This window comes from Candidatus Omnitrophota bacterium, from assembly GCA_013791745.1.
Classification (GTDB): domain Bacteria; phylum CG03; class CG03; order CG03; family CG03; genus CG03.
The window spans coordinates 1-11,696 of record VMTH01000180.1; the positions used below are offsets into that span (position 1 = coordinate 1).

13 protein-coding genes are annotated in these 11,696 nt (G+C 51.0%); all 13 read right to left on the minus strand.

Features of this window, described 5'->3' with window-relative positions; translation table 11 throughout:
* Positions 1 to 760: hypothetical protein (locus FP827_09460; GenBank protein ID MBA3053293.1), on the minus strand; the 760-nt coding region annotated here is incomplete at its 3' end.
* Positions 757 to 2,595: a hypothetical protein gene (locus tag FP827_09465; protein ID MBA3053294.1), complete on the minus strand. Its 1,839-nt coding sequence runs from the start codon at positions 2,593 to 2,595 to the stop codon at positions 757 to 759. The genes FP827_09460 and FP827_09465, both read right to left, overlap by 4 nt.
* Positions 2,596 to 2,598: 3 nt before the next feature.
* A complete protein-coding gene (locus FP827_09470; GenBank protein MBA3053295.1) occupies positions 2,599 to 3,345 on the minus strand; it encodes a uracil-DNA glycosylase in 747 nt (248 codons plus the stop codon).
* A 17-nt stretch (positions 3,346 to 3,362) separates the two neighbouring features.
* Positions 3,363 to 3,980, minus strand: coding sequence for a phosphopantothenoylcysteine decarboxylase (locus tag FP827_09475; GenBank protein ID MBA3053296.1), 618 nt, complete (start codon positions 3,978 to 3,980; stop codon positions 3,363 to 3,365).
* Positions 3,977 to 4,522, minus strand: coding sequence for a hypothetical protein (locus tag FP827_09480; GenBank protein ID MBA3053297.1), 546 nt, complete (start codon positions 4,520 to 4,522; stop codon positions 3,977 to 3,979). The genes FP827_09475 and FP827_09480 overlap by 4 nt, the downstream gene beginning before the upstream one ends.
* Positions 4,497 to 4,694 carry a hypothetical protein gene (locus tag FP827_09485; protein ID MBA3053298.1) on the minus strand — a complete coding sequence of 66 codons (198 nt, stop codon included), beginning with the start codon at positions 4,692 to 4,694 and terminating at the stop codon, positions 4,497 to 4,499. Before FP827_09485 ends, FP827_09480 begins: the two co-directional genes overlap by 26 nt.
* Positions 4,691 to 5,290 carry a guanylate kinase gene (locus tag FP827_09490; protein MBA3053299.1) on the minus strand — a complete coding sequence of 200 codons (600 nt, stop codon included), beginning with the start codon at positions 5,288 to 5,290 and terminating at the stop codon, positions 4,691 to 4,693. The genes FP827_09485 and FP827_09490 overlap by 4 nt, the downstream gene beginning before the upstream one ends.
* On the minus strand, positions 5,287 to 5,943 hold the full coding sequence (gene ruvA, locus FP827_09495) for a Holliday junction branch migration protein RuvA (protein MBA3053300.1): 657 nt from the start codon (positions 5,941 to 5,943) through the stop codon (positions 5,287 to 5,289). The genes FP827_09490 and ruvA overlap by 4 nt, the downstream gene beginning before the upstream one ends.
* A complete protein-coding gene (locus FP827_09500; GenBank protein ID MBA3053301.1) occupies positions 5,877 to 6,473 on the minus strand; it encodes a crossover junction endodeoxyribonuclease RuvC in 597 nt (198 codons plus the stop codon). Before FP827_09500 ends, ruvA begins: the two co-directional genes overlap by 67 nt.
* Entirely contained in the window at positions 6,382 to 7,128 is a 747-nt protein-coding gene (locus tag FP827_09505; GenBank protein MBA3053302.1) for a YebC/PmpR family DNA-binding transcriptional regulator, read from the minus strand. The genes FP827_09500 and FP827_09505 overlap by 92 nt, the downstream gene beginning before the upstream one ends.
* Before the next feature lie 43 nt (positions 7,129 to 7,171).
* The gene (locus FP827_09510; GenBank protein ID MBA3053303.1) at positions 7,172 to 9,109 is read right to left on the minus strand and encodes an elongation factor G; all 1,938 of its coding nucleotides are present in this window, start codon (positions 9,107 to 9,109) and stop codon (positions 7,172 to 7,174) included.
* 98 nt (positions 9,110 to 9,207) lie between these two features.
* A complete protein-coding gene (locus FP827_09515) occupies positions 9,208 to 10,209 on the minus strand; it encodes a flippase-like domain-containing protein (protein MBA3053304.1) in 1,002 nt (333 codons plus the stop codon).
* Positions 10,210 to 10,212: 3 nt separating this feature from the next.
* The gene (locus tag FP827_09520) at positions 10,213 to 11,187 is read right to left on the minus strand and encodes a class II fructose-1,6-bisphosphate aldolase (protein ID MBA3053305.1); all 975 of its coding nucleotides are present in this window, start codon (positions 11,185 to 11,187) and stop codon (positions 10,213 to 10,215) included.
* Positions 11,188 to 11,696: the final 509 nt, after the last annotated feature.

Consider the following 11,696-nt stretch of genomic DNA (forward strand, 5'->3'; position numbering starts at 1 on the left):
AAAAAGCCACAGCGGAGATTTCTGTCAGGAAATATATAAAACCGGTTTTTATGACAGTCCAAAGACCCGCGTAAAACACCGGAAAGAGAAGCTCGTTCACATACTTATTCAGGCTTGAACCTATGCCGAAGCTGTTTGTGACAAGAGGCAAAATCAGAAGGATGAAGAAAAAAACGCTGTAAAGGGCGTCCCTGTATCTGCGCCAGATCAAAAGAACGGCAAAAACGGAAAAAGCCAGAAGAAAACCCTCAGGCCTTATATAAGAAAGAGCTGCAAGGGTCAGCGCCTGAAGAAGTGCCCAGACATAAGAAAACCCCTTGTTTTCGCGCCTGACGAATACCCACAGAGCCAGGAGCGAGAAAAAAAGATAGGCCTCCTCGCTCATGACCATTGTGCTGAAAATAAGATTCAGGTGATTGAAGGCCACGAGTAGAAGAACAGAAAAACAGACTGCAGGGGAGGCCATCGTTCTGAAAATCAGCCATACCAGCCATAGAGAAGCCAGCGCGAAAAACAGCGACACCAGACGGAAAGGCAGAAGAGATTCCCCCGCCGCGCGGGCGACCGGTGCAAGCAGAAGAGAAAAACCCAGAGACCTTGAAGAGAGCTGTTTCTGCTCGCTCTGCACGCCCGCGAACCAGCGGGCGGCGTTTATGTAATAGGCGTCGTCGTTGACATGGCCTATCTGGCCCTCTCTGATATTCAGCGAATAAAGCAGCGCCGCAAAAGCTATAATAATTATCGCCGCCGAATTTTTCATCGTTCTTCCTCTATTGTCACAGCCGCTCCTCTCATCGGCTCTATCTCAAAAGGAGCATCGGGCTCGATCTTCACCCGTATTTCCACGCCGCCCTTTGCTGACAGGCCCTTCCCCTCGGGCGATATCTCCAGGACTTTGTCTTTTATGTCAGCGCGTATCTTGAGCGCCGCCTCGGCCGTAGCGCGGCCGGAGATATTTATTTTCAATATCCTCGCAACTGGCGGAAAAGCGAATTTTCTGCGCACATCGAGCTGTTTCTCATAAAAAGATTCATCGCCGGAGAGCGCCTCCCGCGCGAGCGCAGGCGCTATTTTAGTCTGCGCCAGAAAAAGGGCGTCCGTCCTGCCGGACGCGAAAAAAGCCGCAAGGCTGCTGAGCCACAGATAGGTTTTTTCCTCGGCGGCCCAGTCATCGCCATAAAGCAGGAAATCCGCGTCCATAACGGCTGCGAGCCCCGTCTTTGACCAGTCTCTCACGGCGGCAAATCCCGGACCGCTTATCAGCACATCCAGCTGTCCTTTCTCATAATTCTCATAAACCCTCTTGTTATCCGCAGGGGATGAATCGATGTCCACCGCCGTTATTCTGTTTCCCGGAAACTGCTTGCGCAGAAAAGAGGCCACAAGCCCCCTGCCGATACCCCTGTTTTTCATCTTCTTCCTTTTGCAACGGGGGCATCTTTCCGGAACAGGAAAAGTCTTTTTGCAGGAGGAACAATAAAGGTTGAAGCCCGACACGCAGAGTTTGCGGTCGCATTTTTCGCATTTCATAACAAATTTACAGGCGGAGCAGACATAGGATGTGGCCCAGCCGCCGCGGGGAGAATAGAGCAAGACCTGTTTTTTTTCATCAAGCGTTTTCTTTATGTTTTTTAACAACTGGGCCGAAACGCCGAAATTCACGCTGTCTTCAAGGAGATCGCAGACAATCCTTCGGGCAGGATTTTCATTCTTTTCATAGACCGCCCAGGCCTCGCCTTTCTTCACCCTGTAAAACTGCTCCACTGTGAGAGCTCCGCCCGATGCGATAAAACGCCCTGAAGAGAGTCCGGCGCGTTTCATCGCCACCTCTTCCGCGCTGTAACGCGGATGCTGTTCCTCTATGTAAGTTTTCTTCTGGGCTCCCGTCATTATTATCAGGCCCTTTTCGCCGAGGGGCGCAAAAACGGCGCTGCGGGTGCCGATTATAACATCCAGATTCCCGTCCCTGAAATCACACAGCATCCGGTACCTGTGCGACGGCAGAATATCCGAACCGAAGCGCTCCGCGCGGAAACCGCCGAGAATATCCTCAAAAGCGGCGGCTTCGCTCATGACAGGCACCAGAAATATCACCCTGCCTCCGGCTGATATCGTTTTTTCCATTTCTCTTCTCAGAAAACTTTTCTGGAATTCGCCGCTGCCTGAAACATAGACATTTCCCGCCGATTCCGGCATATCGGGAAGATCCTTCCTCAAATCCGCCGTAAACGGGAGCACTCCGGAGACTTTGAAATCCCGCGCCCTTCCCTTGAGCTCCGTCGGCAATATCGCTTTCAAAGCCATGCCGCGGGAAGTGAAATATCTTTTTTCCATCCACAGCGACAGAGAGAGCATTTCGCCGCTGATGAGGGGCGAGTCGTCTATTTTTTTGATTACTTTTTTTAATCTGGGGTTTGAGCTATCTTGCGCATCCCCCACGCAGTAAGCCATGATCTTCCTGTTTCCGAAAGGCACCATCACGCGGCAGCCGGCGGGAACGGGCTCAGCCGAGAGATAATCAAAGGCGCCTTTCACCGGGATGGGCAGGCAGACTTTTATAGAATAGGATTTTCCCGTCTCGACGGATTCCGCCATAGTCTATTTTTTTAGAAGGCCCATAACCACTTTGATGTCTTCCCACGCTGGTTTTTTCGCGGGGGGATTGCGCAGAAGATAGGCGGGATGGAATGTCGGCACGAGTTTCACCCCGTAATCCGGGTCATCCGGCAAAGGGCGGATATCAAAGATCTTACCCCTGAGGTTTGAAATGCCGTCTTTTTTGTTCAGCATTATTTTAGCCGCCGGCGAGCCCAGCGTGCATATCACCTCCGGCCTTATGGCGTCAATCTGCTTAAGGAGTATGGGCATGCATTTGGACACTTCCTCCGGCGACGGCGGCCTGTCATTTGAGTGTTTCTCGGGATCTGAGGGATCCTTCATCGGGTGACATTTTACGATGTTGGCGATATAAACATCTTCCCTTTTCATTTTCATGCCTCTCGTTATGATGTCCGTCAGAAGGTTGCCGCTTCGGCCGACGAAGGGCCGTCCGAGGTGATCTTCCGTAAAGCCGGGACCTTCCCCGATGAACATGAGCCTCGCGCGGGCTGATCCCTCGCCGAAAACAAGACGGAGCCTGCTCTTTGCGAGCGGGCACATCTTACAATCGGCATATTCCGCTTTTACTTTTTCAAGCGAGGAAAAATGGGACGTCCTTAATTTTTCTGAATCGGAACGCCCGGCCGACGCGGGACTTTTTTGGGGCGTTTTTTTTTGCGCGCTCTCCGAGGGAGAGATCAGGGAGAGATACGATGACGGCACCTCGTTTATGCCTATATCCCTCATCTGTGTCAGTATTTTCTTCAGTTTATGATTCGCCATATTTTTTCGCAGAGAATCCCGGCCAGATCTTTTTTGCTTATATCGCTGAAAAGAAGAGCGTCAGATTTTGAAAGCATATATCCCGTCGTGCGTGACGAGGCGATCGCGGGAAGAGTGTTCTGAACGATGATGTCAAATTTTTTGCGCCGCATTTTATCTATCGCCTCGTCCATGTCCAGATCGTCTTCAAGGTCAAAACCCGCCGAAGGCGGAGCGGTTTTGAGACTGTTCAGCGAAAGGGCTATGTCAGGCGAGAACACGAGTGCGGGCGGAGAGGACTTTTTCTTTTTGAGTTTTTTTTCACATCGTTTCGAGGGCATCAGATCGCATGGAGCCGCGGCGAAAACCATAAAATCAGCCCATCTCATATTTTCGCGCGCCCGGTCGAGCATATCGCGAACACCCGCCACGCCGATAACATCACAGCCCCGGGGATATGCCAGCCCCACCGGTCCGCTTATTATCCTCACCTCGCAATGACGCCTTAAAAACGCTTCGGCGATGGCCGAGGCCTGGGAACCGCTTGAGGAATTGCTTATGAACCTAACCGTGTCAAAATATTCCCTCGTGGGGCCGGCTGTTATGAGGATCCGTTTCACAGAGGAAGTTTCTTGATTATATCTTCGGCTTCGCTCATCCTTCCCGGCCCCGTGGAGCCGCTGGCAAGCCGCCCCGTGACGGGACCTATGAACTTTACGCCGGACTTTTTCAGCTTTGAAACATTTTCGCCGACAAAGCCGTTTTGCCACATCCTGCTCTCCATGGCCGGGGCTATAAAGAGCGCACCCCTGCGCGATACGGCGAGCGTCAGAAGAAGGTTGTCGCATATTCCCGACGCGAGTTTGCCTATGGTGTTGGCCGTAGCGGGGGCTATGACATAGAAATCCGCCCAGTCCGAAAGGGATATATGCCCGTCGCCGGAAACTAATGACGGATTGAACTGCTCCGAAAAAGCCTCGTTTTTTGTCACGGCTCCAAAAAGCTGCGGCGATATCAGTTTGGCTGCCGAGGGGCTTAAAACCGTTTTAACGGCATGCCCTTTCTTCACAAGAGCACTCGCCAGGGTGAGCGCCTTGAAGCAGGCCGCGGAAGAGCAGACTCCCAGAAGGATGTTTTTACTTTTTGTCCGGGATGGCCTCATCCAGAGCCTCCAGAATCAGGTCGTCCATATCCTTTCTGTCGAGAGGGCTGGATTTCTGAGCAGCCGACCATTTCTTATTAAAGAGATCGAACGCCTCATTCAGCATAACATAGGGCGCGTCGACATCGTCCATGAGTTTCTTTTTCAACTTGTCAATTTTCACATCTTTCATATTCTTCCTCCGTTTTTTATTCTGCAAAGTTCAGCTTTATAGATAGCCGCCATGTACTTTTGCGCATCTCTGATATCTTCGTTCATTATCAGGAAATCAAAATACTTTATCTTACGCAGTTCTTCCCTGGCGTTTTTGAGCCGCCTTCTTATCGCTTCCATGTCATCCTGTCCCCGGCTTATAATGCGCCGGCGCAATTCTTTTATTCCCGGCGCCGTTATGAATATCAGCACGGCTTCGGGGAATAATTTTTTCACCTGCATGGCACCCTTCACATCAAGATCCAGAAGAACGCTTCTGCCTTTTTTGAGCGCGTTTTTTATGTTCGACTCAGGCGTGCCGTAGTAATTGCCGTGAACGGTCGCCCATTCCACGAATTTGTTCTCCTTTATGCCTTTCCTGAAAGCCGCGGGCGTTATGAAAGTGTAATCGCGGCCGTTCTTGTCGCCCGGCCGGGGTTTCCGGCTCGTCGTTGAAACGGAGTATATTATATCGGGGAATTTCTTTTTCATGAATTTCACGAGCGTCGTTTTACCGCCGCCCGAAGGTGAACTCAGCACAAAAATCCCGGGGCCCGTGTGTTTTGTCGTTTTCATTTTCTTTTATCCAGTTTCGCCAGAGCCGCTTTTATTATATCCTGAACCTGCATCGCGGAGTCATTTTTCTTCATCACATCTTCCACGGCGCCGCGGGCAATATGGAACGGCCAACCCATGGCCGTAAGAGCCGCCGCCGCGTCTGAAAAATCCCCCCTGATAATGACCCCGTCATCTTCTATCTCAAGTTTCCTGACCTTGTCCTTGAGGTCCACTATTATCCTTTTCGCCCCTTTCTCGCCGAGACCCGCCACGGCGGATAGAGCTTTAGCGTCGCCTGAGATAATAGACGACACTATCTGTGACGGAGTATAAACATTGAGGAGAGCGATGGACACTTTCGGCCCGACGCCTGAAACCGAGATCAGGAGCTTGAAAATATCCCGCTCTTCTTTTTTCATAAAACCGTAAAGCTGAGGGAGCTCATCCCTGTTGTATTTCATGTGGGTGTAAACAAGGCATTCCTCGCCGGGATCCGGCAGAGCCGTTTTTGCCTCATCCGTCATGAAAAGTTCAAAACCAAGACCGGAGACCGCTATCACGACACTTGCGCTCTTTTCAACAAGTATTCCTTTGAGCAATGCTATCATACGACGCTCTCCACGAGGCCCTGCGCGTAATTTCTCATATCCGTGAGATAGCAGTAGGCGCATGAAAGAGCGTCTCCCGCGTCTTCCGGCACTTCCTCTTTTATGCCCATGAGAACGCGTATCTGAGAATTCATCTGCTCTTTCGCGGCGCGCCCGTAACCCGTGACGGATTTTTTGATCTCCGTGGGGGAATATGTGCTGAAAGGCAAAGCGTTTTTGGCCGCGTTCAGCGCCGCCATCGCCCAGGCGCGGCCTATGTTGAGAGCCGCCCTGACATCCTTGTTCAGAAAAGGGTCTTCGCAGACAATGACATCGGGACTGTATTTATCTCTCGCGCTGTCTATACCGTCGTAGATAAAAGCCAGCCGTTCCGGCAGAGACAGCGTTTTTGACGCCTGTATCACGCCCCATTCACGGCATGAAAAACCCGCGCGGGAGCCTTCTATAAATCCCCATCCGGTTTTATATGTGCCGGGATCGATGCCGAGAACTCTCATTTTCTTAAATGGCATTTGAGAACTTCTCGATCTCGCTGTCGTCAATGTCAAAATTAGCGCTCGTGTCGACCACATCGTCATGATTTTCCAGCTCATCCATCATGCGCAGCACCGCGCGCGCCTTCTCGCCCGACAGAGAGACATTTGTCTGAGCTAAGTTTGAAACATCCGCTGACAGGATCTCTATTCCGGCGGCCCTGATGGCTTCTGTCACTTTTTCAAAATCGTCGGGAGAGGTCAAGATCTCAAAACCGCCCTCCGTTTCCTTTATATCGTCGGCACCGGCCGATATGACGGCTTCCATGATCTTTTCCTCGCCGGCTTTTGCCGAAGCGAGTATGCAGCCTTTTTTGGCGAACATCCATCCGACACAGCCGACTTCTCCGAAATTACCCCCTTGGGAGGAAAAAATATTTTTTATTTCCTGGGTCGTCCTGTTCCTGTTATCCGTCTGCGCGTCCACCATGACGGCCACGCCTCCCGGCCCGTAGCCTTCATAACGGACAGTTTCGTAATTCACAGACGAATCCGCGCTCTTTGCCAGGGCTCTTTTTATGTTATCGGCGGGCATATTGAACTGTTTGGCTTTCTGTATAACGAGCCGCAGGCGCGGATTGTCGTCGGGATTAGCGCCGCCTTCTTTGCAGGCGACACTCAGTTCTCTCACTATTTTTGAGAAAATTTTTCCCTTCTTAGAGTCAATGATCGCTTTTTTGTGCTTGATCCCCGCCCATTTTGAATGTCCGCTCATTTATTTCTCCGTTATTAAGCCGCTGATGCCAGTTTGAGGAAGCTTATCTTCCCTCGGCCTGCTCCTTATTGTGTTTGTCCACAAGAGCGCTCATGACATTGGCTGGCGCCGGCTCGTAGTGGGAAAACTTTGTCGTGAACTCACCCTGGCCTTTCGTCATTGAACGCAGCTCATTGACATAGGTGCTGATCTCCGACTGAGGCACTTCCGCTTTTATTATCTGCATACCGCCGTTTTTCTCAAAAGTGCTGATCCGCCCGCGGCGTGAGGTCAGATCTCCCGAAATGGCGCCCGTGAATTCTTCGGGAAACATGATCTCAAGGAACATGATGGGCTCCAGCACTATGGGCCTGGCTTTAGCCATGGCGTTTCTCAGCGATATAGACGCGGCGATCTCAAAGGAAAGATTGGAAGAATCCACTTCGTGATAGGAGCCGTCATAGAGCGTGGCCCTGACATCCACCATGGGATAGCCGGCTGTCACGCCTTTTTCCATCGCCGCGATCAGGCCTTTTTCTATCGCGGGAATATAATTGCCGGGAATAGCGCCGCCGACTATCTTATTGACGAATTCAAAACCCGCGCCTCTTTCAAGAGGTTCATATTTCAGAACGCATCTCCCGAACTGGCCGTGGCCGCCGCTCTGTTTCTTGTGTTTTCCCTCGGCGTCGGAAGGGATGCTTATGGTTTCTTTATACGGTATCCTGGTCGGTCCGAGCGCGATCTCGGTATTGAAATTCGTCAATATCCTTTTAGCGAAAACATCCATCTGTATGTTGCCCATGCCCGAGAGCACCATCTCTTTCGTCTCGGCGTTAAAACCGAAACGGACAATGGGATTATCTTTTCTTGTGGACGCCAGGGATGTGGCTATCTTTTCCTCGGCGCCGGGTGTTTTTGATTTGACGGAAACCGAATAGATCGGCTGCGGGAACTCAACGAAAGCCCGCGCAGGGGCGTTCTTTGACTCGGCGAGGGTGTCGCCGGCGAACACGTCTTTGAGCTTGATAAAACCGACGATATCCCCGGCCGCGGCCTCACTAACCGGCTGCTTATCCGATCCCTGCAGGGCGTTTATCTGGGTCAGCCTGAAGGAATTGTTCCTGGAAACATTGTAGAAGCTGTTGCCCTGAGCGAATTTCCCTTCAATGATTTTGGCGTAAGCGACTTCCCCCGTGTGCCCCTGCGATGAGATCTTGAACACCTGAGCCAGCGCGGGTTTGGATATATCGCAGGCTGCCTCAGGCGCGTATTTCAGCAGAAAATTCATAAGGCTGTCAACGCCGTCTTCCGTTATGGCGTCTCCGCTTAGAACCGGAACTATCGCTCCGGACGCTATCCCCTTCATGAGCGGCGCGGCTATATCTTCTTTTGAGATGCTCCCTTCGGCGAGATATTTTTCCAGCAGAGCGTCGTCGGAAGAAGCGATGGACTCCATCAGCGCCTCCCTGTGAGGAGAATCGCTTTCGTCATTAAGGACATCCAGTTTTTTCTCTTTTCCGGCGATATAAAACGGCGCGGCGTTTATTGTGATCCTGTCTTTTATCTCCGTGAAGCGTTTATCAAAATCGGCGTTATCCTTATGCATCGCGTTTATGAAAAAAGCCGCCGGTTTGCCGTATTTTTTGGCTAAGGAATAAGCTTTTAGGGAAGATGCGGACATGGGCTTTTCGGCGTCAAGAAGTATAAGGACAAAATCAGACGCGAAAATTCCCCCGATCAGCTCGCCTATGAAATCCGCGTAGCCGGGCGTGTCTATTATATTGACTTTGACGGCGTCTCTCTCGAAATATCCGAGAGCCATGTCTATGGAGAGCTGTCTTTCTTTTTCGTCGCTCTGCGAATCAAAAACGCTTTGCCCTTTCTCCACGAGGTTCAGCCTGTTTGATACGCCCGCTTTGTGCAGTATGGCCTCGCAGAGCTGTGTTTTGCCCGAGGCGGGTTCTCCTGTTATAGCAACATTCTTAAATTTGTTCGCCATTTAGCCTCCCGAATTTCAATTTATTTAACACAATTACCGACACTAATCGTACAAATTTTGACGCCAAGTGTCAAAAATTCCCTAACGGAAACAGAGCTTCAGACTTCCGAATGGACGATCTCCGTTTTTTTGTTGCTCATATATACGGGCAATCCCAGTGCCAGAGCCACCAGAAGGACAATGAGCTTGAGCGAAACCGAAGTGCCCACGGCCGCATCGCTCGTTACGGAGATCATCTTAAAAAGAACGCTGTAGGCCGCCTCGCCCACTCCCCAGCCCGCAAAGGATATCGGCAGGCCCTGTATCATGTTTGCGACAGGGATAATGCAGACAAAATACCAGTAAGACAAGGATTTTGAGACAAAACTTGACATAACGATATAACCCATTGTTATGGCACTCAACTGCACAAGGAGCGAAATCGCCATAGCCTGGCAAAAAGCTTTTCTGCCGGCTTTTTTATAATAAAAAAAAGCGTAATGCAGTTTCCGCAGAACGTGCTCTTTTGGGAGTTTCCTGTAAAAACTTAGTTTTTCAAGGTATTTTTCGTCAAACACGACCATCGCGGCGGCCCCGAGAACGGCAAGTGCGGCAAGGGCGTAAACAATAACCCTCAATGACGGTTCCCTCGCCTGGAGATAAAGCGCCCCCGCAAAAATAGTGATCAGCGTTGCCCCCGCGCCTATGATCCTGTCCATAAAAATCGTGAACACCGCCGTTTTCTTTGAGCCCGCCGCGTCGCGATGGACATAGAAGGCCTTCACAAAATCACCGCCGAGAGTTGAAGGCATGACATTGTTGAACAGATGACCTATCAGAACATATTTTAATGTGTTTTTGTATGAGACGCTGAAGCCTCGGTCCAGCAGCAGAATTCTCCACCTGAGCGTGATTATCAGCAGCACAATCACATAAAGGCCGGCTGACGAGATCAGGACAGGGGCCGGGAGCGACGCGAATTTACTTATTAGCGAAGAGAAACTCGCCCAGAACCGTGAAAGAAAATGCCCCTCTGTAACGCCCCCGGTGGCCGTTATCACATACATGAATATTCCCGCGCTGATGATCAAACGCAGGAAAAATGATCCGGCTCGACGCACAGATCAGGCTTTATCGGCGCTGCCGAGCACTTCTCTGTTCTTGTGAGCTATCAGGTCTTTAAGGGCGTCCCTGGCCGGGCCGAGATATTTACGGGGATCGAATTCAGCAGGCTTTTCCGCGAAAACCTGCCTTATCTTCGCCGTCATAACGAGGCGCCCGTCGGTGTCTATATTTATTTTGCAGACCGCCGATTTGGCCGCCTTGCGCAGCTGCTCTTCGGGCACGCCCACGGCGTTATCAAGTTTTCCGCCGTATTTGTTGCACATTTCCACGAATTCGGCAGGCACCGATGAAGATCCGTGAAGCACTATCGGAAAACCGGGTATCCGTTTTTCTATCTCCTCCAGAATATCAAATCTGAGGGGCGGCGGCTTCTCGCCGCCAGCGAGCTTGAATTTATAGGCCCCGTGAGAAGTGCCTATGGAGATAGCGAGGCTGTCAACGCCAGTCTTTTTCACGAAATCCTCCACCTCTTCGGGTTTCGTGTAGTTGGAGGTCTCGGATTTCACATCGTCCTCTATTCCCGCCAGCACCCCGAGTTCGCCTTCCACCGTCACGTCGTACTTGTGCGCGTATTCCACCACTTTCTTCGTGAGGGCCACATTCTCGTCGTAGGAATGGGAGGAACCGTCTATCATAACGGAAGAGAAACCGCTCTCAATGCAGGAAACACACAGCTCGTAAGTGTCGCCGTGGTCTAGATGAAGGACTATCGGTATATCGCTCTTCAGGTCTTCCCTGGCCATGGCAACCGCCCCCTGGGCCATATATCTGAGCATCGTCTGGTTCGCGTATTTTCTCGCTCCGCTGGAAACCTGGAGTATCACCGGCGAACGGCTCTCGGCGCAGCCGTTTATTATCGCCTGGAGCTGCTCCATGTTGTTGAAATTGTAAGCCGGTATGGCGTAACCTCCGCCGACAGCTTTCTTAAAAAGTTCCCTCGTGTTCACCAGTCCGAGTGTTTTGTAGTCAGTCATCCTTCCTCCCTGTATTTTATCTCTTCCGAATCATAATTCTAAAACATAATCCCGTCTTAGTCAAATTTTTGTTTTCCCGGCCACAGTAACTATTTCAGTATATCGGGGTCTATGCGGAAACGCACACAGATGGCGAGCGCATGCTGTTTCTGCTCGGGCCCGGCTTCAAGGAATTTTCCGCTTTTCATGAACCTGAAAAGGACATTGTGATATATGTTTTCTTTCGCCCTTACCTCCAGCATGAAATAGATGTCAAAAAGAATCGTCAGAAATTCAAGGTTGGCGAAATTGGCGGCGGTGAATTTGTTCAATTCATGGTCTATGGCCCTGCCCAGGCACTGCGCCGTATAAAAGCCGGCTATTTTAAGGTGGTGTTCCTTTATCAGCTCCACGAAAGACCTGACAACCTGTATGCGCTTCATGTTATGCAGCTGCTCTATTTCCATCAGCTGAAACATCAGAACTTTCGCTATCAGCGGTTCTATTTCCCTGACGGGCTGCTTGAAAAA